The organism is Dactylosporangium sp. CA-233914 (assembly GCF_050942935.1).
Lineage (GTDB): Bacteria > Actinomycetota > Actinomycetes > Mycobacteriales > Micromonosporaceae > Dactylosporangium.
Genome location: NZ_CP192030.1, coordinates 408,734 through 431,883, shown reverse-complemented (window position 1 = coordinate 431,883; position 23,150 = coordinate 408,734). Strand labels below are relative to the sequence as shown.

At 70.9% G+C, this 23,150-nt stretch carries 21 protein-coding genes; 6 read left to right on the top strand and 15 right to left on the bottom strand.

The window, feature by feature from the left end:
* Positions 1–120: 120 nt before the first annotated feature.
* The 3 genes from ACQPY0_RS01980 to mqnC all read right to left on the bottom strand — a co-directional run bounded on the left by ACQPY0_RS01980 (position 121) and on the right by mqnC (position 4,155).
* Entirely contained in the window at positions 121–1,389 is a 1,269-nt protein-coding gene (locus tag ACQPY0_RS01980; protein ID WP_432994924.1) for a geranylgeranyl reductase family protein, read from the bottom strand.
* Between the two features lie 829 nt (positions 1,390–2,218).
* Positions 2,219–2,911, bottom strand: coding sequence for a demethylmenaquinone methyltransferase (locus ACQPY0_RS01975; RefSeq protein WP_432983689.1), 693 nt, complete (start codon positions 2,909–2,911; stop codon positions 2,219–2,221).
* On the bottom strand, positions 2,908–4,155 hold the full coding sequence (gene mqnC, locus ACQPY0_RS01970) for a cyclic dehypoxanthinyl futalosine synthase (protein ID WP_432983686.1): 1,248 nt from the start codon (positions 4,153–4,155) through the stop codon (positions 2,908–2,910). The genes ACQPY0_RS01975 and mqnC overlap by 4 nt, the downstream gene beginning before the upstream one ends.
* A gap of 67 nt (positions 4,156–4,222) precedes the next feature.
* On the opposite strand from mqnC, the gene ACQPY0_RS01965 reads away from it, so the two are divergent.
* Positions 4,223–5,158 (top strand): aldo/keto reductase, encoded by a 936-nt coding sequence (locus ACQPY0_RS01965; protein ID WP_432994922.1) that lies wholly within the window; start codon positions 4,223–4,225, stop codon positions 5,156–5,158.
* Here ACQPY0_RS01965 and ACQPY0_RS01960 read toward each other — a convergent pair.
* The 7 genes from ACQPY0_RS01960 to paaA all read right to left on the bottom strand — a co-directional run bounded on the left by ACQPY0_RS01960 (position 5,144) and on the right by paaA (position 10,072).
* The gene (locus ACQPY0_RS01960; protein WP_432983683.1) at positions 5,144–5,836 is read right to left on the bottom strand and encodes an anti-sigma factor; all 693 of its coding nucleotides are present in this window, start codon (positions 5,834–5,836) and stop codon (positions 5,144–5,146) included. The two genes, ACQPY0_RS01965 and ACQPY0_RS01960, sit on opposite strands and share 15 nt — an antisense overlap.
* Complete coding sequence (locus ACQPY0_RS01955) at positions 5,833–6,444, bottom strand: sigma-70 family RNA polymerase sigma factor (protein WP_432983680.1); 612 nt, start codon at positions 6,442–6,444, stop codon at positions 5,833–5,835. Before ACQPY0_RS01955 ends, ACQPY0_RS01960 begins: the two co-directional genes overlap by 4 nt.
* 67 nt (positions 6,445–6,511) lie before the next feature.
* Positions 6,512–7,636 (bottom strand): 1,2-phenylacetyl-CoA epoxidase subunit PaaE, encoded by a 1,125-nt coding sequence (paaE, locus tag ACQPY0_RS01950; RefSeq protein ID WP_432983677.1) that lies wholly within the window; start codon positions 7,634–7,636, stop codon positions 6,512–6,514.
* Between the two features lie 4 nt (positions 7,637–7,640).
* Positions 7,641–8,102, bottom strand: a complete 462-nt coding sequence (gene paaD, locus ACQPY0_RS01945) for a 1,2-phenylacetyl-CoA epoxidase subunit PaaD (RefSeq protein ID WP_432994920.1) — start codon at positions 8,100–8,102, stop codon at positions 7,641–7,643.
* Entirely contained in the window at positions 8,096–8,794 is a 699-nt protein-coding gene (paaC, locus tag ACQPY0_RS01940) for a 1,2-phenylacetyl-CoA epoxidase subunit PaaC (RefSeq protein ID WP_432983674.1), read from the bottom strand. Before paaC ends, paaD begins: the two co-directional genes overlap by 7 nt.
* The gene (gene paaB, locus ACQPY0_RS01935) at positions 8,791–9,069 is read right to left on the bottom strand and encodes a 1,2-phenylacetyl-CoA epoxidase subunit PaaB (protein WP_432983671.1); all 279 of its coding nucleotides are present in this window, start codon (positions 9,067–9,069) and stop codon (positions 8,791–8,793) included. Before paaB ends, paaC begins: the two co-directional genes overlap by 4 nt.
* Entirely contained in the window at positions 9,062–10,072 is a 1,011-nt protein-coding gene (gene paaA, locus ACQPY0_RS01930) for a 1,2-phenylacetyl-CoA epoxidase subunit PaaA (protein ID WP_432983668.1), read from the bottom strand. Before paaA ends, paaB begins: the two co-directional genes overlap by 8 nt.
* A gap of 288 nt (positions 10,073–10,360) precedes the next feature.
* On the opposite strand from paaA, the gene ACQPY0_RS01925 reads away from it, so the two are divergent.
* Positions 10,361–11,206, top strand: coding sequence for a hypothetical protein (locus ACQPY0_RS01925; RefSeq protein ID WP_432983665.1), 846 nt, complete (start codon positions 10,361–10,363; stop codon positions 11,204–11,206).
* Positions 11,207–11,261: 55 nt separating this feature from the next.
* Here ACQPY0_RS01925 and ACQPY0_RS01920 read toward each other — a convergent pair whose 3' ends face one another.
* Entirely contained in the window at positions 11,262–12,110 is an 849-nt protein-coding gene (locus ACQPY0_RS01920) for a menaquinone biosynthetic enzyme MqnA/MqnD family protein (RefSeq protein ID WP_432983662.1), read from the bottom strand.
* A gap of 75 nt (positions 12,111–12,185) precedes the next feature.
* Between ACQPY0_RS01920 and ACQPY0_RS01915 the strand changes: the two genes are divergently transcribed.
* The gene (locus ACQPY0_RS01915) at positions 12,186–13,049 is read left to right on the top strand and encodes a hypothetical protein (protein ID WP_432983659.1); all 864 of its coding nucleotides are present in this window, start codon (positions 12,186–12,188) and stop codon (positions 13,047–13,049) included.
* Positions 13,050–13,113: 64 nt separating this feature from the next.
* On the top strand, positions 13,114–13,890 hold the full coding sequence (locus tag ACQPY0_RS01910) for a VOC family protein (protein ID WP_432983656.1): 777 nt from the start codon (positions 13,114–13,116) through the stop codon (positions 13,888–13,890).
* A gap of 228 nt (positions 13,891–14,118) precedes the next feature.
* Here ACQPY0_RS01910 and ACQPY0_RS01905 read toward each other — a convergent pair whose 3' ends face one another.
* The 4 genes from ACQPY0_RS01905 to ACQPY0_RS01890 form a co-directional block, all read right to left on the bottom strand.
* The gene (locus ACQPY0_RS01905; RefSeq protein ID WP_432983653.1) at positions 14,119–14,604 is read right to left on the bottom strand and encodes an N-acetyltransferase family protein; all 486 of its coding nucleotides are present in this window, start codon (positions 14,602–14,604) and stop codon (positions 14,119–14,121) included.
* Between the two features lie 12 nt (positions 14,605–14,616).
* Positions 14,617–15,711 carry an FxsB family cyclophane-forming radical SAM/SPASM peptide maturase gene (locus ACQPY0_RS01900; protein ID WP_432983650.1) on the bottom strand — a complete coding sequence of 365 codons (1,095 nt, stop codon included), beginning with the start codon at positions 15,709–15,711 and terminating at the stop codon, positions 14,617–14,619.
* A gap of 208 nt (positions 15,712–15,919) precedes the next feature.
* Positions 15,920–18,586, bottom strand: coding sequence for a cyclophane-containing RiPP biosynthesis TPR protein HaaT (haaT, locus tag ACQPY0_RS01895; RefSeq protein WP_432983647.1), 2,667 nt, complete (start codon positions 18,584–18,586; stop codon positions 15,920–15,922).
* A 74-nt stretch (positions 18,587–18,660) separates the two neighbouring features.
* Complete coding sequence (locus ACQPY0_RS01890) at positions 18,661–19,902, bottom strand: hypothetical protein (protein WP_432983644.1); 1,242 nt, start codon at positions 19,900–19,902, stop codon at positions 18,661–18,663.
* Between the two features lie 311 nt (positions 19,903–20,213).
* On the opposite strand from ACQPY0_RS01890, the gene ACQPY0_RS01885 reads away from it, so the two are divergent.
* Both ACQPY0_RS01885 and ACQPY0_RS01880 read left to right on the top strand, forming a co-directional pair.
* Positions 20,214–21,812: a TIGR02677 family protein gene (locus tag ACQPY0_RS01885; protein ID WP_432983641.1), complete on the top strand. Its 1,599-nt coding sequence runs from the start codon at positions 20,214–20,216 to the stop codon at positions 21,810–21,812.
* Between the two features lie 14 nt (positions 21,813–21,826).
* The gene (locus ACQPY0_RS01880; RefSeq protein WP_432983639.1) at positions 21,827–23,149 is read left to right on the top strand and encodes a DUF2398 family protein; all 1,323 of its coding nucleotides are present in this window, start codon (positions 21,827–21,829) and stop codon (positions 23,147–23,149) included.
* The last annotated feature ends 1 nt before the right edge of the window (position 23,150 follow it).

Below are 23,150 nucleotides of genomic sequence, written 5' to 3'. Positions count from 1 at the left end.
CGCGGGGCGGTCAGCTCCGGGGACCACTCAAGCTGTATGCGGTTTAACACTATTCGGTAATATCCGGACGGCTTCGTCCGGGGGCACCCCAAATGTGGCCTTGGCCAGTGCGTTTAGGGTCTAGGCGGCTGGTGCGAGGCGGGTCATCGCGTTGATCACACGGTCCATCGCGTCCCCACCTCGCGGGTCCGTAAGGTTGGCGAGGAGCTTCAGCACGAACCGCATGAGGGTCGGGTGTGGCATGCCGTGCTTGGTGGCGATCCGCATCACCTGCGGATTGCCGATGAGCTTGACGAACACGTTGCCGAGCCGGTAGTAACCGCCGTAGCGGGCCTTGAGCTCGGTGGGGTAGTTGGCGAGCACCCGCTCGCGCGCGGTGCCCTGCGGACGGGCCAGCGCCTGGATGGCGATCTCCGCCGCCAGCTCGCCGGACTCCATGGCGTAGGCGATCCCCTCGCCGTTGAAGGGGTTGACCATGCCGCCGGTGTCGCCGACGAGGAGCACGCCCCGGGAGTAGTGCGGCACCCGGTTGAACCCCATCGGCAGCGCCGCCCCCTGGGCCTTGCCGTCGGCGTTGGCCGGGTCGGACAGGCCCCAGTCGGCCGGTGTGTTGTCCAGCCAGTCGGCGAGCAGCGTCTTGTAGTTGGTCTTGCCGTAGGCGACGCTGCTGTTGAGCACGCCGAGGCCCACGTTGACCCGGCCGTCGCCGAGCCCGAAGATCCAGCCGTAACCCGGCAGCAGCTTGTCGCCGGACTCCCGGCTGCGCAGCTCCAGCCACGACTCCAGGTAGTCGTCGTCGTGCCGGGTCTCGCTGCGGAAGTATTGCCGGACCGCCACGCCCATGGGCCGGTCGTCGCGCTTGGCGATGCCCAGCGCGAGCGCGAACCGCCCGGAGACGCCGTCGGCGGCGATGACCAGCGGGGCGCGATACTCCAGCGGCTCCCGGTCCGGCCCCGTCGCCGTCACGCCGACCACGCGCCCGGTCCGGTCGAGGATCGGCCCGGTCACGTTGGTGCCGCTGCGCAGCTCGGCGCCGGCGTCGGTCGCCGCGGTGGCGAGCAGGTGGTCGAAGTCCATACGGGTGCGGGTCAGCCCGTAGTCCGGGAAGCTCGCGAGATCGGGCCAGTCCAGCTCGAGCCGGACCCCGCCACCGATGACGCGCAGGCCGCGGTTGCGCAGCCAGCCCTTGTCCTCGGTGTCGACGCCCATCTTGATCAGCTGCTTGACCGCGCGGGGTGTGAGCCCGTCGCCGCACACCTTCTCGCGCGGGAACTCGGTCTTCTCCAGCAGCAGAACCTTGAGCCCGTGGCGAGCGAGATGGAACGCCGCGGACGATCCGCCCGGCCCGGCGCCGACGACGACGACATCCGCGTCTTTCCCGATGTCGATCACGGCCGTCACACCTCCCTGCCCGTTCATACGCTCGTTCTTTCCCGGTTCGTTTCCTGGTTCGATCTCGTTCGTGAAAGTCTTCACAAAGTCGCCCGTGGAGCAGTCTAGAACCGTGAAGTGCTCTCCTGTCGGTAAGGCGACCCTAATTTTTCACCCGTACGGAGTGATCCTTGACCGCTCCGCCCGACACGGTCGCCACCGCCCACAGGCATAGCTTGTACGTCAACCCAGGGTTACCGCAGCGTTCTTCTGTGTAACATTGCAGTTCGCTCTACACCATCCAGTCCGGCGCCGGGGTCCGATTTGCGCTCTCCGCGCAACCGGTCCCGACGCCCCTTCAAAACGTGGCGCACACCACGCCGAACGACACCCGGCACGAGCGGCAGAGCGCGACGCGAACTGCCCAAGCCAGACAGGCGAGGCCGGGCGACAGGACGCAACTCGCGAACGTCGGAAGGGCAGCGCGAGGCCAGGCGCGAACGGGATGGACGTAGCCAGAGCACCCACGGGCCCGCCGGCCGACCGGTTCGGAGTGGCGTCCCTGACCGGTGCGGCACAGGCCGATGCCCTGGGCCTTCCGCCGGCCACGGGACGGCCGGTGCGCGGAGCCTTCATGTCCTCACTCTCGTCCTCGCACGAGCGCGCCGGGATGTCCGCCACCTCGGACGCTCGAGGTCGCGGCGCAGTGCGGGCGACTTGGAGCGACCGAAGTCAGGCGTGGGTAGGGCGCCTGTTACCGGGCGCTCTTGTCGCGAATGACCGCAGGCAGGTCAAGATCGCGCCGCGGGCGAGCGGGGAACGGTCAGCGGCGAAGAGACGGCAGGTGTCAGACGCGGAAGCCGCGGTGCAGGGCGACCACGCCGCCGGTCAGGTTGCGCCACGCGACCTTGCGCCAGCCGTGCGCCGCGATCCGGGCCGCCAGGCCTTCCTGGTCGGGCCAGGCACGGATGGACTCGGCGAGGTACACGTAGGCGTCCGGGTTGCTCGACACGCGCTTGGCGACCTGGGGAATCGCGCCCACCAGGTAGCCCTGGTAGACGGAGCGGAACGGCCGCCACGTCGGGGTCGAGAACTCGCACACGACCAGGCGGCCGCCCGGCTTCGTCACGCGGGCCATCTCCGCCAGGGCGGCGTCGGTGTCGGCGATGTTGCGCAGGGCGAAGGAGATCGTGACGGCGTCGAAGGTCTTGTCCGCGAAGGGCAGGTGCAGGGCGTCGGCGGCCAGCAGGGGGACGTCCGGGCGCTTCGCCCGGCCGGCCTGGAGCATGCCGACGGAGAGGTCGGCGCCCACCGCGTAAGCCTCCGAGCGGCCCAGCTCCAGGGTCGACACACCCGTGCCGGCGCCGAGGTCCAGGACCTTCTCGCCGGGCTTGAGGCCCAGGGCCAGGCGGGTCTCGCGGCGCCACATGCGGTCGCGGCCGCCGGAGAGCACCGTGTTGGTCAGGTCGTAACGGCGGGCGACGCCGTCGAACATCGCCGCGACCTCGTGCGGCTGCTTGTCCAGGGAGGCCCGGGTCATGAGTTCACCGGAGCCGGAGCCGGAGTCAGGGGAAGCGCACGGCCCGTGCCGCCGCCGGGGATGGCGATGGACGAGAAGTGGGACTGGACGCGCTCGTCGGTCGGGTCGTCGGCCTCGGTCCAGTGGACTTTCATGTGCCGATACTGCGTGTCGCGCTGCGCCGGGATGCGGTCGGCGCCGCGGATGATCTCCACCAGCTCGGTCAGGCGCGAGCGGTGCCGGGCGCCGGCGGAGGAGATGACGTTCTCCTCCAGCATGATCGAGCCCAGGTCGTCGACGCCGAGGTGGAGGGAGACCTGGCCGACGTCCTTGCCCGTGGTGAGCCAGGACGACTGCAGGTGCGGGATGTTGTCGAAGAACAGCCGGGCGACGGCGACCAGGCGCAGATACTCCAGGCTGGTCGCCTGCGTCCGCCCCTTGAGGTGGTTGTTCTCCGGCTGGTAGGTCCACGGGATGAAGGAGCGGAACCCGCCGACCGTGCCGGCGAGGTCGGCCTCGACGGAGTAGCCGTTGGCGACCGCCAGGTCCTGCACGTCCCGGATCAGCCGCAGGTGCTCGATGCGCTCGGCGTTGGTCTCGCCGGTGCCCATCATCATCGTCGCGGTCGAGGAGATGCCGAGCCGGTGCGCGACCGCCATGACCTCCAGCCAGCGGGCGCCGGACTCCTTGAGCGGGGCGATCGCCTTGCGCGGGCGCTCGGGCAGCATCTCGGCCCCGGCGCCGGCGATGGAGGCGAGGCCGGCCGCCTTGATCCGGGTGACGGCCTCCTCGATCGACACGCCGGAGACCTTGGCCATGTGCAGGACCTCGGACGGGCCGATCGAGTGGATGACCAGGCCCGGGAACGCGTCGCGGACGGCGGAGAAGAGCTCCTCGTAGTACTCCACGCCGTAGTCCGGGTGGTGGCCGCCCTGCAGCATCACCTGCGTGGCGCCGAGGTCGGCCGCCTCCGCGCAGCGGCGCAGGATCTCCTCGGTGCCGTGCGTCCAGCCCTCCTCGTGCTTCGGCGCGCGGTAGAAGGCGCAGAACTTGCACGCGGTGACGCACACGTTCGTGTAGTTGATGTTGCGATCGATGATGTAGGTGACGATGTTGTCCGGGTAACGGCGGCGCCGCACGGTGTCGGCGGCCTCGCCCAGCGCGTGGAAGGGCGCGTCCGTGTAGAGCAACAGCGCCTCGTCCGGGCCGATGCGCCCGCCGTCCGCGCCGCGCTGCAGAATCTCGCTGATCACCGCAGTCGTCACCCCCTGAGCGTACCCAGCACCCGGTCGGCGTCGAGCGGGCGTGCCTAGGATCACGAGAGTGACTGACATGCGCTACCGGCGCCTCGGGCGCTCAGGCCTCACCGTCTCCGTGGTCGGCATCGGCTGCAACCAGTTCGGCCGGATCGACGCCGCCGCCGCTGCGGAGGTCGTCGCGGCCGCACTCGACCACGGCATCACGCTCTTCGACACGGCCGACATCTACGGCGCCACGCCCGGCTCCTCCGAGGAAGCGCTCGGCGCGGCCCTGGCCAAGCACCGCGGGGACGTGATCATCGCCACCAAGTTCGGCATGGACGCTCGCGGGGCCAACGGCCCGGACTGGGGCGCTCGCGGCTCCCGGCGATACATCGTCCGCGCCGCCGAGGCCTCGCTGCGCCGCCTCGGCACCGACTACATCGACCTGTACCAGCTGCACCAGCCCGACCCGCAGACCCCGATCGAGGAGACGCTCGCCGCCCTCGACGACCTGGTCCGCTCGGGCAAGGTGCGCTACATCGGCCACTCCAACTTCGCCGGCTGGCAGGCCGCCGACGCTGCCTGGACCGCCGAGGTCAACCGCCTGACCCCGTTCGTCAGCGCCCAGAACCGCTACTCCCTGCTGGACCGCTCGGTCGAGGCGGAACTGGTCCCGGCCCTGGAGCGCTTCGGCCTGGGCCTGCTGCCGTTCTTCCCGCTGGAGATGGGGCTGCTCACCGGCAAGTACCGCCGCGGCGACGCCCCGCCCGCGGGCACCCGGCTGGCCCGCGCGGGCATGGAGCGCGTCCTGGCCGATGCCCCCTGGGACCGTATCGAGCGCCTGGCCGCCTTCGCCGAGGAGCGCGGCCTCGACCTGCTGACCGTCGCCGTCGGCGGCCTGGCCGCGAAGCCCGCGGTGGCCAGCGTGATCGCCGGCGCCACGAAGCGCGAGCAGGTCGAGGCCAACGTCGCCGCGGCGGGCTGGGTGCCCACCGCCGACGACCTGGCCGCCCTAGCGGATATCTAGTTTTCCGACCACCTCGGTCGGCGTTTTCGACCCGCCCTTCGGCTCCTTGCTCACGCCGAAGGTCGGGGCCAGTCCGCGGATGTAGAAGCGGCCGGTGCCCGACTCCGTCAAGGCGACGGGGCGGGGCGCGGCGTCGATCATCCACAGTTGGTACGAACCGTCGGGCGTGCGCAGCCCACTCAGCACGGCGACACCCGCGTCGTGGGACGGGGAGACGATCATGGTGATCCGGCCGCCCTCGACCTCCTGGCTGACCAGGTGGGCGTCGGCGGCCGCCAGCACCGCGTCGATCTGCGAGCTCTGCGACGCGAAGTGATCCCGGGTGACCGCCCAGGTCCCGGCGCTCGCCGCGGCGGCGAGGACGACGGCCGCCGCGGCGGAGACGGCCCAGCGCCGCACCCGGTTGCGGTCCGCGCGCCCGCTGCCGGTCGGGGGCCGCTTCGGCCGCTCCTGGGGTGTACTGCCGATGCGCGCCAGCACCGCGTCCCGCATGCGCGCGGGTGGCGGCTCGGCGACCGCCGCGGCGAGCCACCCGGCGGTCTCGCGCAGCTCGGCGACCTCGGCCGCGCAGGCGGTGCAGTCGCGCAGGTGCCGCTCGAACGCGACCCGCTCCAGGTCGTCGACGGCGTCGAGGGCGTACGCGCCCACGAGCGCGTGAATGTCCACCGGCGCGCTCATGACAGCGTCACCCCCAGGCAGTCGCGCATGCGGATGAGACCGTCGCGCATCCGGGTCTTGATCGTCGGCAGGGCGGCGCCGAGCAGGTCCGCCACCTCCCGGTAGCTGTTGCCGCCGTAGTACGCCAGCGTGATCGCCTCGCGCTGCAGCTCGGTCAGGCTGTCGAGGCAGCGGCGCACCTGCTGCTGCTCGATGCGGGCGGTCGCGGCCTCGACCACCTCGTCGTAGGGCGTCCCGGGGCTGATCGCGGCGACCCGGCGGACCCGCTCGACGCCGGCCTGCTCGGAGCGGACCCGGTCGACGGCCCGGCGGTGGGCGATGGTGAAGACCCAGGCGGTGGCGGAGCCGCGGGCGGGGTCGTAGCGGTCGGCCGTGCGCCAGACCTCGACCATCACCTCCTGGGCGACCTCCTCGGACTGGGCCGGGTCGCGCAGGACCCGGCGGACCAGCCCGTAGACGCGGGCCGACACCAGGTCGTAGAGCTCGGCGAAGGCCCGCTCGTCCCCGCGGGCCACCCGGGCCAGCAACTCGTTGGCGTCGGGCGGCCGCACCCCGGGCGGCGGCACCGCGACCAGCCGCTGCGTCGGCAGCTCCTGTTCCGGTCTCATGTCGCTCATTCGGAGCGGCCCCGCGACCGGATGGGTGGGCTTTTCGGGCACCAGCCTGTGATCCGCGTCATGCGTCGAAGTCGACCACGACCCGGTCCGTGATCGGCATCGCCTGACAGGTCAGGACATATCCGGCGGCGAGCTCGCCGGGCTCCAGCGCGAAGTTGCGGGCCATCTCGACCCGGCCCTCGATGACCTTGGCCCGGCAGGTCGAGCAGACGCCGCCCTTGCACGCATACGGCAGCTCGGGCCGGGCCCGCAGCGCCGCGTCGAGGATCCGTTCGTCGTGGGCCATCGTGAAGGTCGTCGCGCGCCCGTCGAGCATGATGCTGACCTCGGCGCGCTCCTCGGGGCCGGCGTCCGCCGGGGGCGCGGCCGATCGGGCCGCCGGCGGGGCGTCGTCGACATGGAACAGCTCGGTGTGTACGGCGGAATCCTCGACGCCCCGCACGCTCAGCGCCACCTTGGCGTCCAGCACCATGCCCTGCGGCCCGCACAGGAACCACTCGTCGACCGACCCGGCCGGCAGCAGCGCGTCGAGGACGGCACCGATGCGCGCCTCGTCGAGGCGGCCGGACAGCAGCGGCGACTCCTGCGCCTCGCGGGACAGCACGTGGATGACGTGCAGCCGCTGCGGATGCCGGTCCTTGAGGTCCGCCAGCTCCTCGGCGAACATCACCGAAACGGCGGCGCGGTTGCCGTACACCAGCGTGAATCGGCTCTTCGCCTCGGTCGCGAGCGCCGTGGCGGCGAGGGAGAGCACGGGCGTGATCCCCGACCCGGCCACGATCGCCGCATAGTGCCGGGTGCGCTGCGGGTCGAACGCGGTCGTGAAGTGCCCGAGCGGGGGCAGCACGTCGACCTCGTCGCCGGGGGCGAGCCCGGACAGCGCGTAGGTCGAGAACGCCCCGCCGACGACCCGCTTGATGCCGACCCGCAGCTCACCCTCGTCGCGCAGGCGGGACGGGGTGGAGCAGATCGAGTACGACCGGCGGATCTCCTCCCCCGACTCGTCCCGCCGCCGGACCGTCAGATGCTGGCCGGCCCGGAACGCGAACAGCTCGCGCAGCGCCGGCGGCACCTCGAAGGTCACCGCGACCGCGTCCTCGGTCAGGCGCTCGACGTCGACGACGGCGAGGCGGTGGAACATCGGGCGGCGCTTCGCCGGCCGCCGGATCTCGGAGACGGTCATGCCCTCAGATCGCCTTCACCCGCTCGAACGGTTCACGACACGCCCGGCAGCGCCACAGCGCCTTGCAGGCGGTGGCGCCGAACCGGGACAGCTCCTCGGTCTGCGGCGACCCGCAGCGCGGGCAGCGCACGGACAGCGTCAGCGAGACCGCCCGGGCCGGGCTCGGCGGCGTGATCCCGGCGGCGGCGAGCTTCTCGCGCCCGGCCGGCGTGATCCAGTCGCTCGTCCACGGCTCGGTGAGCGTGGTGTCGACGGCGACGTCGGGATACCCGTCGGCGTGCAGGGCGGCGGCGATGTCAGCGCGGATCGTGTCCATGGCGGGGCAGCCGGAGTACGTCGGGGTGATCGTGACCGTCACGCGCCCGCCCCGCTCGGCGACATCGCGCAGGATGCCGAGTTCCTCGATGGTCACGACGCGCAGCTCCGGGTCCCGGACCGCGGCGACCGTCTCGCGCGCGCTCACCAGGCCGCCCCCGGGTGGGCACGGTGCAGGACCTGCATCTCGGCGAGCAGCTTGGACAATGCCTCCGTGTGTACGCCGCGCCGCCCGCCCGAGGGCGCCCAGCCGTCGGAGGGCCGGGTCAGGGTCGCCTCGTGCAGTACCGCCGAAATCTCCGCCAGCCAGGCATCGCGCAGTTCCGCGGCCGCCCCCTCGAACAGCTCGTGCGTGTAGGGCCACAGCGCGTCGAGCGCCGCCTGCATCCGCCGGTGCGACTCCTGCGTGCCGTCGCCGAGGCGCACGGTCCACAGCGCCGCGTGCTCGGCGTGGTAGGCGGACTCCTTGCGGGCCTTGGCCCCGATGCCGGCCAGCCGCACGTCGTCGCCGGCGGCCAGGCGGTCGTAGCGCAGCCGCTGGTACACCGCGAGGAACAGCAGCTTGCCGATCGTCACCGCGAAGTCGCCGTTGTCCAGCTCGACCAGCAGCGCGTTGCGGAACCCGCGGTCGTCGCGCAGGAACGCCAGGTCGTCCTCGGTTTTCCCCAGAGACTCGGCGGCGTAGGCGAGCAGGAGCCGCGCCGCGCCGAGCTGGTCGAGGGCGATGTTGGCCAGCGCGACGTCCTCCTCCATCTCGGGCGCGCGGGAGCACCACTCGCCGAGGCGCTGGGCCGCGATGAGCGCGTCGTCGCCGAGTTCGAGCGCGGTGTCGAACGTGCTCATATGTGCTCGGCGCCTTCGGGGACGGAGTAGAAGGTCGGGTGGCGGTACACCTTGTCGGCGGCCGGGGCGAAGAAGGCGTCCTTCTCGTCGGGGCTGCTCGCGGTGATCGCGCTCGCCGGCACGACCCAGATCGACACCCCCTCCTGGCGGCGGGTGTAGACGTCGCGGGCGTTGCGCAGCGCCATCTCGGCGTCGGGGGCGTGCAGGGAGCCGACGTGCGCGTGCGACAGCCCGCGGCGGGGCCGGACGAACACCTCCCAGAGCGGCTCAGACATGTTGCTTCTCCGCATATGCCTTGGCGGCCTCGCGCACCCAGGCCCCCTCCTCATAGGCGCGGCGGCGGTGGGCCATGCGCTGGCGGTTGCAGGGGCCCTCGCCCTTGATCACGCGCATGAGCTCGTCATAGTCCGGCTGCGTGAAGTCGTACGCCCCCCGCTCCTCGTTCCACCTCAGGTCCGGGTCGGGCAGGCGCAGTTTCAGTATTCGTATTTGTTGTGCGCACATGTCCACGAACCGCTGCCGCAGCTCGTCGTTCGAGAAGCGCTTGATCTTCCAGGCCATCGAGCGCTCGGAGTGCGTCGAGTCGCCGTCCGGCGGCCCGAACATGGCCAGCGACGGATACCACCAGCGATCGATCGCGTCCTGCGCCATCGCCCGCTGCGCCTCGGTGCCGTTCGCGAGCGTGTGCAGGATCTCGTACCCCTGCCGCTGGTGGAACGACTCCTCCTTGCAGATGCGGATCATGGCCCGCGCGTAGGGCCCGTAGGAGCAGCGGCACAGCGGGACCTGGTTGACGATCGCGGCCCCGTCCACCAGCCACCCGATCGCGCCGATGTCGGCCCAGGTCAGGGTCGGATAATTGAAGATGGAGCTGTACTTCTGCCGCCCGTCGACCAGCATCTCGACCAGCTCCTCGCGGGACACGCCGAGCGTCTCGGCGGCCGCGTAGAGATACAGCCCGTGCCCGGCCTCGTCCTGCACCTTCGCCAGCAGGATCGCCTTGCGCTTGAGCGTGGGCGCGCGCGAGATCCAGTTTCCCTCGGGCTGCATGCCGATGATCTCGGAGTGCGCGTGCTGGGCGATCTGGCGGATCAACGTCTTGCGATACGCATCCGGCATCCAGTCACGTGGCTCGACCTTCTGGTCGGCCGCCACGATCGCGTCAAAGTACTCCTGCAGGCTCTCGTTCTGATCCAGCTCTCGCTCGCCGGCGGCGCGAAGCTCCTGCTCAGCGCGGTCGACCTGCTCCAGGAGAGGGCCGAAGTCGTTGCCGTACACCCCTCAAGTGTTACAGCAACCGACAGCCGCGGCAAGAAGGTGTCACATCGCGCTGACGCAACTACCAGGGACTTTTGAGCGCGTCCGGGCTGCGGCTCACACAGTTGGAAGAGAGGATGACCGAAGACCTCACACACGTCGGGTGAGCCCCCCTCGCTGCCTTCCGACGTGTTAACGCCGGGAACACCTGTTCATGACCGGCGGCCGATGGGATGGGTTTGTCGACCGCCAGGGAGGGACCACCGACCCATGCGCAAGCGTGTCGGACTGACCGCCTTCGTAACATTCGTGGCCGCGCTGCTCGTCGGCGTACCGTTCGTCTGGGGCAGTGACCTGCTGGGAGTGGGCTCCGACTCGGCGGCCCCCGCGGCTCCCGCTCCGGACGACAGCGACGACGACGCGAGCGAGGCCCCGACCCGCAAGGCGGCACCCGCGGCCCCGACGGCCTCGACGCTCCCACCTGCGCTGCTGCACCCGGCCCCGGTCACGGTCGACGCGACGGGCTTCTGGTCCTGGACGGTCCTGGACCGCCGCACCGGCGCGATGGCCGGCTCCGGCAACGCGGGCAGCACCCAGCGCGCCGCCTCGATGATCAAGGCCTGGCTGGCGTCGGACTACCTGCGCCGCAACCCCAACCCCAGCAAGTCGAACCTGTCCCAGCTCAGCATCATGATCCGCAACAGCGACAACAACGCCGCCTCGTACTTCTGGGGCCTGGACGGCAAGTCCGCCAGCATCACGCGCCTGATCCGCACGTGCGGCCTGACCGACTCGAAGGCGTACATCGACTGGGCGTCCACCCTGGTCTCGGCCCGCGACGCGGCGCGCATGGGAGCCTGCATCGGCGACGGGCGAGCGGCCGGCCCGAAGTGGACGGACTGGGTCCTCAACGAGATGCGCAACGTCGCGAAGGACCAGAAGTTCGGAATCACGCCCGCACTGCCGGCCGCGGAGCAGACATCAACGGCGGTGAAGAACGGCTGGATCGCCCGCAGCGACGGAAAATGGCACGTGAACTGCATGGCGATCGGCACGGACTGGGTTCTGAGCGTGCTGACGGTGTACCCGGCCGCCAAAGGCCAAATCTACGGCGAGAACATCTGCTCCAGCGTGACCCGCCAGCTCCAGGCCTGACCGACCGCCTTCCCGACATTCTGTTGGCGCTGCGCGAGTCGCAAGGGGCGTGCGGTCAGCCCTCGAAGAAGGCCGGGCCACCCGCCGGCAGCGGCGGCACCGTGCCCCGCTCCGCCGCACGCCGGGCGAACTCGCGGACCCCGGCCACCTGCCGCTCGCCGAGGGAGAAGTCCAGCACCCGGAAGTACGTGGCCAGGGTCTCCGCCGACAGCGTCTCCCACCTCGCCGCCGCCGTGGCGACCTCGTCCAGCTCCGTCAGGCACAGCTCGCGCGAGCGCAGGAACGCCTCGTGCACGTCCTTGACGAGGCCCGGGTGCGCCGCGGCGAAGTCGCGGCGCACCGCCCAGGCCGCGAAGACCATCGGCAGGCCGGTCCAGTCGCGCCAGGCCTGGCCCAGGTCCGTGACCTGCCAGCCGTGCTGCGGGGCGTCATGCATCGCGCGCAGGGCCACGTCACCGATGATCACGGCGGCGTCGGCCTCGTCCAGCATGCGGGCCAGGTCCGGGGGGCTGTTGAAGTACTCGGGGCGGACACCCGTGTGGGATTCCAGGTACATCTGGGCGAGCAGCACGCCGGTGCGGGAGGTGGCGCCGAGCGCGACGCGGCGGCCGTCCAGCTCGGCCGGCGGCACGGTCGAGACCAGGTTCACCGACAGGACCGGGCCGTCGCTACCGACCGCGAGGTCCGGCAGGAGCAGCAGCTCCGGGGCGTTGCGCAAGTACTCCACCAGCGAGATCGGCCCGATGTCCAGGTCCCCGGCGACCAGGGCCGCGTTGAGCCGCTCCGGCGAGTCCTTGAACAGGTCGACGTCGATCAGCGCGCCGGACCGCATCAGGCCCCAGTAGATGGGCAGACAGTTGAGGAACTGGATGTGGCCGACGCGGGGCCGCTGCAGTGCAGGCACAACGCCCATGTTGCCCCAACGCGGGGGCGCCACACGGACGGGGGCGGCTATTGTCACAGCCGATACCCTCGTGAGATGCGACGCCCCCTCGCTGTGCTCGCGTTCGCGCTGCTCGTCATGCCCGGCTGCTCAAGCCCTGACAAATCCGGGAAGTCGGACGGCGACGACCATCTCCGCACCGCGGTCGGCGCGACGGAGTCCACCGCCGCCGAGCCGAGCGCCGCCGCGAGTGTGAGCCCCGCGCCGAGCGGTCCCCTGTTCAACCCCACGCAGCCGGTGACCATGAACGTCAAGGGCTACTGGTCTTGGGCGTACTACGACCACAAGACGGACCAGATGTACGGCTCCCAGCCCTACACCACGAGCGACACCGCCTCGATGACCAAGGCCTGGGTAGCCGCGGACTGGCTGCGCCGCCAGGCCGAGTCGGGCAAGCAGCCCAGCAGCACCGCGATGGCCGAGCTCAGCCGCATGATCCGCGACTCGGAGACGGAGAACACGTTCAAGTACCACGTGCAGAACGGCAACCTGAACTCGATCAAGCGCATGATCTCGCTGTGCGGGCTCGCCGAGACCAAGGGCACGCAGAACTCGTGGAGCCTGACCCAGATGTCGGCCCGCGACGTCGCGCGCCTGGCCAAGTGCATCGGCGACGGGCGCGCGGCCGGGCCGAAGTGGACCGGCTGGCTGCTCAACGAGATGCGCAACGTGCGCGGACCGGGGCGCTTCGGGCCGATCGAGGTCCTGCCGGCCGACGTGCAGAAGACGACCGCGATCAAGAACGGCTGGCTGGCCCGCGACGACGGCAAGTGGCACATCGCATGCATGGCGCTCGGCGACGGCTGGAGCCTGGGCATCATGGCGCACTACCCGAGCTCGCTGGGCAAGGACTACGGCGTGAAGACGTGCCGCGAGGTGACGAAACAATTGCTGACGTAGCAATGAGCCAATATGTATCCCTTCAGACGATCTAGAACGTCTGACGTTTGATTACCCTGCATCCGTGCGAGTACGAGGGTATGCCCCCGCCACCCCCTGCTGGTCGGTGCTGACCAGCCCCGATCCGGCCCGGACCGCCGAGTTCTACTGCGGCCTGTTCGGCTGGACCACAACACAGTCCGAGGACGGCGCCACGCTGTTCCTGCTCCGCGACCTGGTCGTCGCCGGCGTGGCCCCGTCGTCGGCGGAGCGGGCGGCGTGGCTGACGTACATCGCGACGGACGACGCCGAGGCGACGGCCGCCCAGGTCGCGGCCGCCGGCGGCACGGTCCTGCAGCCCCCGGCCGACCTGGCGACCCGCGGCCGCGCGACCCTCCTCGCCGACCCGGCGGGCGCGGTCTTCGGCGCCTGGCAGAAGCTCCGGTTCGCGGGCGCCCAGGTCCACGACGAGCCCGGCTCGATCTGCTGGAGCGAAACGGTAACCTGGGACATCAGGGCCACGGCCGAGTTCTACGGCTCGGTCTTCGGCTGGACCGACCAGAAGGGCACCTCCGCGGACACGATCCACGAGTACCACGAGTGGATCTCCTTCAACCGGGTCGTCGGCGGCATCAGCGAGATGGACGAGAACTACCCACCCGGCACCCCGCACCACTGGCGCACAATCTTCTCGATCGACGACTGCGCGGGCTTCATCACCCGCGCACGCGACCTGGGCGGCCAGGTCCCGGCCGGCCCGGTCGACGCGGGCATCGGCCACGCCGCCCACGTCCTCGACCCCACGGGCGGCGCCTTCCTGGTCATCGAGGTCCTGCCAGAGCTACGCGCCCTGATGGGCTGACCGGCAACTCGCCGCCCAGGCGACCTTGAGCTGCTCGTCGCCGAAGTCGGCGACGAGCTTCAGCGCGCCTCCGAGCGCCCCGATGTATCGCGCTCCGCTTGCGCAACTCGACCAGCCGCGTCGACCATCGCACGGCCCGCTCCAGGTGCCCGGTCTCCCGCCACCGTCTGACGCCGCTCATCCCCGGCCCCCACTGATGTCCTGCGGGGACGCTAGCTCATGGGCGACTCAGGCGAGTGGGTCGGAAACGGCGGACGCGACCCGATAGTTGACCTTTCCCGCAAATTCTTCGAACCCGAGGCGCCGATAGAAGGCGCGTGCGTCGTCGTTGTCCCGGTCGGTCATCCACTCCACCCGGCTACACCCCGGCCGGGCTGCGGCGATCGCTTGCATCTCACGCATGAGCCGCGTTCCGGTACCCAGCCGCCTGCCGTCCGGCTGGACATACAGCTCCTTGAGGAACAGCGAATGCGCCGATCCCGCCGCCGGCCACAGAAAGGAGTACGCCGCCAACCCGATCACCTCGCCGTCAATGACCGCGAGCACGCAGTACGCGAGCGGCGGCGTGCCGAACAGCGCGGCCTCGACCTGCGCCAGCCGCTCCTCGAACGGCTGGATCGACGTGGCGCCGTAGTGCCGCTCGATCTCCTCGATCATCGCGGCGACGGTCTTGGCGTCACTCGGCTCGGCGTTGCGGACGACGACGTGCTGCACGGTGCTCCTCCTTCAGGCCGGAAGCGTGGCTTGGACGTGCCGGATGAGGTAGGCGAGATCCTGACAGTAGACCGACGGATTGCGATATCCACGCTCGGCGCTCAGTCGGTGCGGCAGATAGCCGCCACCGCAGACGGACACCAGTGGACAGCGCTGGCACTCCTCCGCCAGCGCCGCCGCACCGGCCTGCCGTTGCCGGATCGCCGGATGCCGGACCACGTCGTCGAAGGTGTGATCGAACACGTTGAGGCCGAGCTCGGCGGCACCCGGAGCAGCGGCCTTGAGCGTGTCGACGTTCTCGATCGAGCCGTCGGACTCGACCACGACGATGCCGGACGGTGCAAGGCCAAGCGACTCGACAGAGCCCTTCGCACCGAGGCTCAGCGCCACAATGTCTTCGAGCATTCGCACCGAGTGTGTGTAGGAGTCGGCGCCGATCCAGGCGTCGTAGACGCGGCTCAGCCACCGGCCGTACTCGGGCTCGTCGGGATCGGTGCGCCATGGTGGGGAGTCGTGCGTGGCGTGAGGCAGGTTGAAGTCGACGATCGGCGGGCCGAGTGACGCGAGGTAGTCGTGAACCTCGACGGGGTCATCATGGAGATCCACGACGGCCAGGATGCCGGCGAACAGGTGAGACTGTTCACGGAGCAACTCGATTCCGCGCACTGCCGCATCCGCGGTGGACCGGCCGCGGTGGCTGAGCCGATGGCGGTTGTTCGCCGCCGGCGGTCCGTCAAGGCTCACGCCGACCCGGACACCGAACCGGTCGAAAAGGCTGAGCCACTCGTCGTCGATCAGCATGCCATTGGTCTGGAGCTCGAAGCTGACGAACGGCACCCGGTCACGAAGGATCTCCAGAACGGCGCCGAGGTGGCGCGGCCTGGCGAGCAGCGGCTCACCGCCGTGCAGCACGACGTCGACATGGTCGAGGTTGTGCGCGGTGACGTGCTCGGCGATCCGCTGCGCGACGGCGCGGGTCACGTCGGTGCTCATCCGCACAGGCAGGCCACGCCAGGACTGGTCCGGTCCCTGGAAGACGTAGCAGTAGTCGCAGTTGATGTTGCAGCGGTTGACCACCTTGAGGATGAAGGTCCGCAGCGGTGGCATACCGGCCTCCGCGGCTGCTCAGGGGTGCTCGGGAATCGACGCCGTGTGAGCGGCTCGAACGGCTTCTGGCCTGACCCGCTCGGCCGCGATCCGGGCGCGGACCCTCCGCAGCACCGTGGTGAGCACGGGCCGCCTGGTTGACGTGGTCGCCTGCTGCATGACCGCCCCCTTCACTCTCGTACAGTGACGATACCGAGACGAAGCGAAGTCACGCATGCCGATTTCCGAGCCGCTGGTAGAGCACTCGGGCGGCCCCGTGGAACTCGGCGGCTTGCTCCGGTCGCCCTCGCGCCTGTTCGCAGATCGCGAGGCCGTCCAGCGCATGAGCCTCCTGCAGCGGCACGCCCAGCTCCCGCGCGAGGGACAGCGCACGCTCGTATCGATCCTTGGCCCGGTCAAGCTCGCCGGCGTCGAGATGCAGGGCGCCGACGTGGTTGTGCACCTCGAGCTGACCGGTGCGATCGCCGAGTTCGGCATACCACGCCGCAGCGCTGTCCAGCGCCCGCGTCGCGGCGGCAAGGTCGCCGTCGAAACGGCGCAAAACACCCAGCTCGACGGTGGCTGCGGCCAGACCGCCACGGCTCTCCAGCTCGGCATACATGGCGACTGCCCGCTCCTGCGCCTTGATCGCCGCGGCCCGGTCTCCTCGAAGCCGGTGGAGCACGCCCAGGTGCCGGATGGCGTTCGCCTCGCCGAATCGGTCGCCGAGTTCGGCGTACTTGCCCAAGGCTTCCTGGTGCACCACCTTCGCGCCGTCGAGGTCGCCCTGCAGACGGCGGGCAACGCCCAACTCGTTGAGCGCGTACGCCTGGTGTACCGCATCGCCGATCTCTTTGTAGATGGCCAGCGCTTCGCGGGCGTGGCGTTCGGCGTCGGCGTGGTCGCCGGTCAGAGCCCGGACCAGGCCAAGGTCCCGTAGCGCGTTCGCCTCGCCGTAGCGGTCGCCGATGCGCCGGTAGATATCCAGTGCCTCGGTCGACGCCTCGGCCGAGGCAGCGAGGGCGCCGGTCATCCTTCGCACCATCCCCAGGTCGGCCAGCGCGTTGGCCTGCCCCAGCAGATCACCGGTCGTGCGGCAGATGATCAGCGCCTCGGTCTGGGCCCGCGCCGCCCGGTCGTACTCAGCGGTGAGGTAGTGGACGATCCCGAGCTGGTTGAGCACGAACGCCTGGCCGTCGAGATTGCCGGTGTCGCGGTAGGTGCCCAGCGACTCATCGAGGGTATCTACGGCCGTGCGGTACCGGGCCATGAGACGGTGCACCATGCCGAGGTTCGCCAACGCGTTGGCCTCCGCGGGTCGGTCCCCGGCCCGGCGGGCCGCGGTGATCGCGGTGCGGTGCAGGTCGGCCGCCTGATCCCAGGGGCCGGCGTGACGCAGGTATGGCGCCATTGCCGCGGCGAGGCCGACAACCAGGGAGTGTCGTCCTCGCCGGCCGCACTCCTCGACGCAGGCCAGGACGTTGGCGCGCTCGGCCTCGAGCCAGGCTGAAGCGGCAGCCAGCGAGTCGAATCGGGTGGTCGTGGCGGTGACGCCGCGGCCGATGTAGGTGTTCGCTGCGCCGATGGTCGTCAGGTAGTGGTCTGCGAGGCGTTCGATCGACATCGTCCCGTCCTGCTCGTCGTCATCGGCGAGGCTGCGTCCATAGTCCCGGACGAGGTCATGGAATCGGTACCGTCCGTGCTCGGTCTCATCCAGCAGGTGATCCTCGTAGAGGGCTTCGATCTCCTGCCTGGCCTGCGCCACCGGTACGGCGCCGAGGGCCGCGGCGGCCTCTTCGTCGACGTCGAGGCCGGGAAACCGGCTGAGCCGACGGAAGAACCGCTGCCGCTCGGGCGGCAGGTCCTGGTACGACAGGTCGAACGCCGCCGCGACGTCGCGCTCACCGGTCCGCAACTCCGACAGCCGGTGCTGCGCCACGAGCAGGCGGTCCCTGAGGTGTTCGAAGGTCCAGGAGGGATGGTGCCGTAGGCGCGCCGCCAGCAGCGAGATCGCCAGCGGCAACGAGCCGCAGGCGCTGACGAGTGCGGTCACCGCCGAGGCATCGTGGCGCCCACGGCCGGCAAGTCGAATGAAGAGCGCTGCGGCGTCCGCCGCCGCCAGTGCGCGCATCTGAAGATTTGCGCCCTCCGCGGCGAGCCTGCGGCGGCTGGTGACGAGCACGAGGCTACCGGGCGTCCCGGGCAGAAGGTGCTCGACCTGGGCGTAGGTGGCGGCGTTGTCGAGAATGAGGAGGATGCGCCGGTCGGCGACCCGGGTGCGCCACATCGCCGCGCGGGCCTCGGTCACCGCCCACAGGTCATCGCCGTTGGGCACTTTCTGCGGCGCAACACCATCGGCGAGCAACAGGGATGCGAGAGCCTCGGCGGGCCGGACCGGCTCTCGTCCGGGTGTATGCCCGTTGAGGTTGAGGAACAGCTGACCGTCCGAGAACCGCGGTGCGAGCAGATGACCGACGTGAATGGCGAACGCGGTTTTCCCGACGCCGGGCATGCCGTCGATCGTGCGGACCGGCATGGTCGGCTCGGCGGTCGCCACATCGTCGAAGATCTGGTCGATCTCGTCCTGGCGGTTGGTGAAGCCGACGATGTCCCGTGGCAGGGTCCGCAGGACCGCCGCCGAGCCGACCGACGGCGCTGGCGACTCCGGCGCCACGGATTGCCGGTCGGTGGAGACGGCGGGCAGTACGCCCGCAAGTACCACGGCGACGACGGCGAGCAGCGCGAACGACGGCCACGGATACCGCTGTACCAACGACAGCCAGCCGGGCCACTGCTGCTGCTCGGAGGCAGCGTTGGTGACCAGGCCGACCATCAACGTCACAGCGGCGACACCGGCAGCAACCAGTGCTGCCATCGTTACGCGGCGCAACTTCACGACCAGCACCGTAATGCACATCGACAAACAACACTATGATCCTGCTGTCGGATGAAATCGCCGCCGACGCGGTTCTACGTGCGGAACCCGGCGGCGTCGAGGGTCTTGAGCAGGGTTGGGCGGCGGCGGTGGCGTTCGCGGAAGTCGGTCAGGTAGGCGGTGAACCGGTCGTCCTGTCCGGTCGCTCGGCAGGCCGCCTGCAAGGCTGAGAGCAGTGGTAGCGCCCGGCGGTACCGCTGCTTGTCGCTGGTGTCGCCGACCTGCTCCTCGATGAGGTTCTGGTACGGCTCGATCACCTCGCGGGGCTCGGTCGCGCTTCGCCGCTCGAGCAGGTCGAGCCAGCGGTGCCGGCCGAGCCGGTCGGCGTTGGCCCGGGCGACCGTCCAGGCTTCGCCGTGGGCGCCGACCGCTGTCAGAACGTCGACCAGTTCGGGCGCGTAGAGTGGCTTCTCGGCGACGCGTTGTCGGAGCCGCTCGACCGCTGCGGGGGATGGGTCGGGGGCGCTGGTCTGCACCGCGGTGCTCTCCCAGGCCCGGAAGGCCTCGAGCGTCGGGTGCCGGTCGAACTCTGCCTGCCGAACCGACAGCGCGGCTTCGCTGTCGCCCTGTTCGAGCAGCAACGCCACCAGCGTGTCGCGGAGTTGGTCGGCGCGCGGCCAGCCGGCTTTCTCCGCCAGCCCGCGCCGAGCCCAGGCGATCGCCTCCACCGGCCGGCCCGCCGCACGCAGCGCGTCGACGATCCGCGCGTACTGCACGGCGCTGGTCAGATGCTCGGCCAGGACCTGGACGTGCCGGTCGATGTCGCCGGACACCTCGGCGAGCTGCTCGCGCAGGTCCCGAACCGCGAACAGCGCCGTCCACGACTCGGGATCCGCCGTCGCGGCGCGATCGGCGACCAGCCGCTCCACCTCCGCCAGCCCGGCCGCGCCGAGCGCGGGGGCGAAGTCGCGCAGCACGATCCGCGGCCAGCCCGGGCCGTCGCACTCGAGTTTCACCAGCCAGCCGGCCAGCCGCCTGGGGTTCTGGGGTGCTGCGATGCAGGCGCGCGCGTACAGGTTCATGATCTGCTGCAGGTCGTCGCCGATGACACCGGACGAGTCGTCCATGTACATCAGCGCGGTCGTCATCCGCTCGACCGCCCGGCGCAGCACGGGGGCCACCGACGCTGCGGCGCCGGCGTCGATCAGCGCCGTGCAGCGGTCGGCCAGATCGGCGGCGGCCTGCGAATATTCACGCCGGCCCCGGTACGGATGCGTGCGGCGATCGCGACGGAGCCGATCGACCAGTCCGGTCAGATCTTCGATGCCATCGTCCATGCCGTATCAACGCCTCCCGGGTGCTGGGCGACGTCGGAAGCCTCGCCGAAGAAAAATAGCCGCGGCCGGTGCCGGTGTCCTGGCCGGCGGCACGGTCGTCGCCAACTACAGCCAGATCGGCCTGTCGTGGTCCGCTCGACCGGCCCGGCGTTCGAGACCGCGGTTTCGGGTGCGGGCGTGGACGCCGTCGTCCCGAGCCGGCCGCGCGTCCGACCGGCCTCAGCAGTACAACCAATTCTTACGGGTTATCGTGCTGGTTTCTCACGAACGTCCCGACTAGGTTTGGCGAGTCGATTTTTCGAGGAGGCCCGATGGCGCAGCCGAACCCGCCATCGTTCGGACTGGACGACTTCAGTCTGGACGACCGGATGCGGCTCTTCAGCTACGTCACGGCGGACAACCGAGCGGCCTACCTGTGGGTCCTGCGGTCCCTCGACGCCGCCCGCTCCAGCTATCAGGTCGTCCTGCACACGTCCGAGGTGGCAACCGCCATGGCGGGCCTGGCGGCGAACTATCCCGACTGTCCGGATCCTGCCGATCTGGAGCTCCCGCGACTGCTCGACGCATTGGTCGACTGGGGTGTGCTGGACCGAGGGCAGGACGGCGCTCGCGCGGCAACGCTGGCGGAGTATCGGAATCGTCACTCAGTGTATCAGTTCACCGAGGCCGGTTACCGCGCGCATCGGGCCGTCGAGTCGGTGCTCGCCGCGGGTATCGGTGACAGCGCCCTCTCCCGGCTGGTCTTCGCTGATCTGCTCGCCGACCTCAAGGCGCTGGCCGTGGCCAACGCCGACGGGGACGCGGAAGAGGTCTACCGCAAACTCAGCCGGCTCGACCGGGCACTCGCGGACATCGCCGAGCGCGCGGCCCGTTTCTACCACATGCTCGGCGACCTCGGGCGCACCCCGGACGTCCGGCCCGAGGCGTTCCTGGCCCACAAGGATGCGCTGCTCACGCACCTGCGGGATTTCCACGACGAACTCCAGCGATACACGCCGCGGCTGCGCGAAGCGGTCCTGGAAGTGGAGGCCACCGGCCTGGACCGCCTGGTGGAGGCGGCCGCCGAGGCGGACGAGCGGCTGTTCGCCACGCCGGCCGAGCGGCTGGACGACTGGCGGCGCCGCTGGGCCGGCCTCCGCTCCTGGCTCGCGCCCCCGGGCGACGGCGCGCTCAGCGAGGCCGACCGGCTCGCCGGTGCGACGGTCGCGGCGATCGGTGACGTGCTGGCGCTGCTTCGCCGGGTCACCGAAGCGCGCCGCGGCGGGGTCAGCCGCGAGTCGCAGCTGCGTCATCTCGCCACCTGGTTCACCTGCGTCGGCTCCGTCGACGTCGCACACGCCCTCTACGACGTGGTCTTCGGTCTCGGCGCACCCCGCCACGTCGGCGTCGCCCATGCCGACCCGGAACTCGTCCCGACCCGCATGTCGTGGTGGGAGGCGCCACCGGTCGAGCTGTCCCGCACGCTCGTGCAGTTCGGCCGGGCCCCCGGCCAGGGTAACGGCCGACCGGCGAGACTCGACCGTTCTCACGGGCAGCGTGACCGGCTGAGGGAACAGCAGCTCGCCGAGGAACGCCGCAGCGTGGCGGCCGCGGCACGGCTCATCGAGCAGCATTCGGGCGATCACCTCCCCGCCGAGGCGGAGCCCCTCGACGAACCGCAGACCGCGGTGCTGCGACGCCTGCTCGATGTGGCGCTGGCGGCCCGGGCGGCCGGACGCGCCGACTCGCCCCTGGCCGCGGCGGCCTACGGGGTGCGGCTCACGCTCACGCCCACCCCTGGCCGCTTCAGCACCGTGGTGACAACAACGGGCCGGCTGCACCTGGATGGATTCGCGCTGAGTGTGACACCGGCCGAGCACACGGTGGCCAAGCGGGCCGAACCGGCGTCCGAGCTGGCTGGTGTGGCGTGAGGTTCGCGACGGACGTGTCCGATCTTGACCTGGCGGACTACCAGCGGGTGGTACGGCTCGTCCTGCGTCACCCGCTGATCACCGCGACGTATCCGGACGAGCGGGCGCTCATCCGGGTCCGGCGGTTCGCCGCGGAGTTGCGCCGCGACCTCGCGGAGGCGTTCGGTTACCGGCTGGAGCTGCACGGGTCGACCGCCCGGCTCGTGCGGACCGCCGACCAGCTCGCCACCGACCGGCCGGCCACGACTCGCAACGGCCGCCCGTTCGACCGGCAGCGCTACGCGTACCTCACGCTGTGCTTGGCGGCACTGGGCCGGGCCGGCCTTCAGACCACGGTGAGCGAACTCGCCGACGCCGTGTCCGCCGACGCGAACCGGATCGGCGGCCTCGGGCTCGATCCGGACTCGGGCGCCGACCGCCGCGCGTTCGTCGACGCGGTGACCTGGCTGGAGGAGCGCGGAGTGCTGCGGCTGGCCGACGGGTCGACCTCGTCGTGGGCCAGCGACCCCACAGCCGGTGAGGCGCTCTACGACATCGCCCGCGACGCGCTCGTCGCCCTCTTCCACCCGCCGCGGGTGTTGCAGCACGTCAACACCGTGACCGCGCTCCTGAACCGCTCGGCGACCACGAGCGGCAACGCCGAGCGGCGGGCGGCGGCCCAGGCCGCGCGTCGAGCCGTCGCCGAGTCGCCGATCGTGTACTTCAGCGACGTCGACACCGCCGTCGCGAACCATCTGCGCGGCACGGCGCTGGCCGCCGACCTGCACCGGCTGACCGGCCTGCGGGTGGAGCGACGCGCGGAGGGCGTGTTGCTCGTCGACACGCTCGGGTTCTCCGCGGAACGGTTCCCGGGCACCGGTTCCGTGGCGCAGGCCGCGGTACTGCTCGCGGTCGACCTGGCCGAGCGGGCGACGGACCCCGACGGCCGCCGGGTCAGGCGGATACCGGCGCCCGATCCTCGCGAGCGGCAGGCCGCGCTTGTGGCGGCCGCGGACGCCGGATTGCCGGCGGCAGTCAGGATTTTCGCGGGTGATCCGGAGCAGATCGCCGACCCGGACGGGGCGGGCGGCGTTGAGGACACCGCGACCGAGCCCGCACGGCTGCCGTTCGTCACCGACAGTTTCCTGCGCGAGGCCGTCGCGACGATCCTCCAGCGATACGGCTCGGCCTTCGGCGCCGCGTGGCACGGCGACCCCGATCGGCTCCGCGTCGAAGCGGTCGAGCTGCTGACCAGATTCGGTGCGGTGACGCCGGTGCCGGGCGGTGTGCTGGTCCGGCCCTTGGTCGGACGATACCGCGCGACGGTGGCCCAGGTGCGCCAGCGGACCCTCTTCTAGG

What these genes read in the sequence shown, in the direction of transcription:
- ACQPY0_RS01975 (WP_432983689.1), bottom strand. Translation starts at nt 2,911, where the DNA reads ATGACCCGGGCCTCCCTGGACAAGCAGCCGCACGAGGTCGCGGCGATG.
- ACQPY0_RS01965 (WP_432994922.1), top strand. Translation starts at nt 4,223, where the DNA reads ATGCGCTACCGGCGCCTCGGGCGCTCAGGCCTCACCGTCTCCGTGGTC.
- ACQPY0_RS01960 (WP_432983683.1), bottom strand. Translation starts at nt 5,836, where the DNA reads ATGAGCGCGCCGGTGGACATTCACGCGCTCGTGGGCGCGTACGCCCTC.
- ACQPY0_RS01955 (WP_432983680.1), bottom strand. Translation starts at nt 6,444, where the DNA reads ATGAGACCGGAACAGGAGCTGCCGACGCAGCGGCTGGTCGCGGTGCCG.
- paaE (WP_432983677.1), bottom strand. Translation starts at nt 7,636, where the DNA reads ATGACCGTCTCCGAGATCCGGCGGCCGGCGAAGCGCCGCCCGATGTTC.
- paaC (WP_432983674.1), bottom strand. Translation starts at nt 8,794, where the DNA reads ATGAGCACGTTCGACACCGCGCTCGAACTCGGCGACGACGCGCTCATC.
- paaB (WP_432983671.1), bottom strand. Translation starts at nt 9,069, where the DNA reads ATGTCTGAGCCGCTCTGGGAGGTGTTCGTCCGGCCCCGCCGCGGGCTG.
- ACQPY0_RS01915 (WP_432983659.1), top strand. Translation starts at nt 12,186, where the DNA reads ATGCGACGCCCCCTCGCTGTGCTCGCGTTCGCGCTGCTCGTCATGCCC.
- ACQPY0_RS01900 (WP_432983650.1), bottom strand. Translation starts at nt 15,711, where the DNA reads ATGCCACCGCTGCGGACCTTCATCCTCAAGGTGGTCAACCGCTGCAAC.
- ACQPY0_RS01890 (WP_432983644.1), bottom strand. Translation starts at nt 19,902, where the DNA reads ATGGACGATGGCATCGAAGATCTGACCGGACTGGTCGATCGGCTCCGT.
- ACQPY0_RS01885 (WP_432983641.1), top strand. Translation starts at nt 20,214, where the DNA reads ATGGCGCAGCCGAACCCGCCATCGTTCGGACTGGACGACTTCAGTCTG.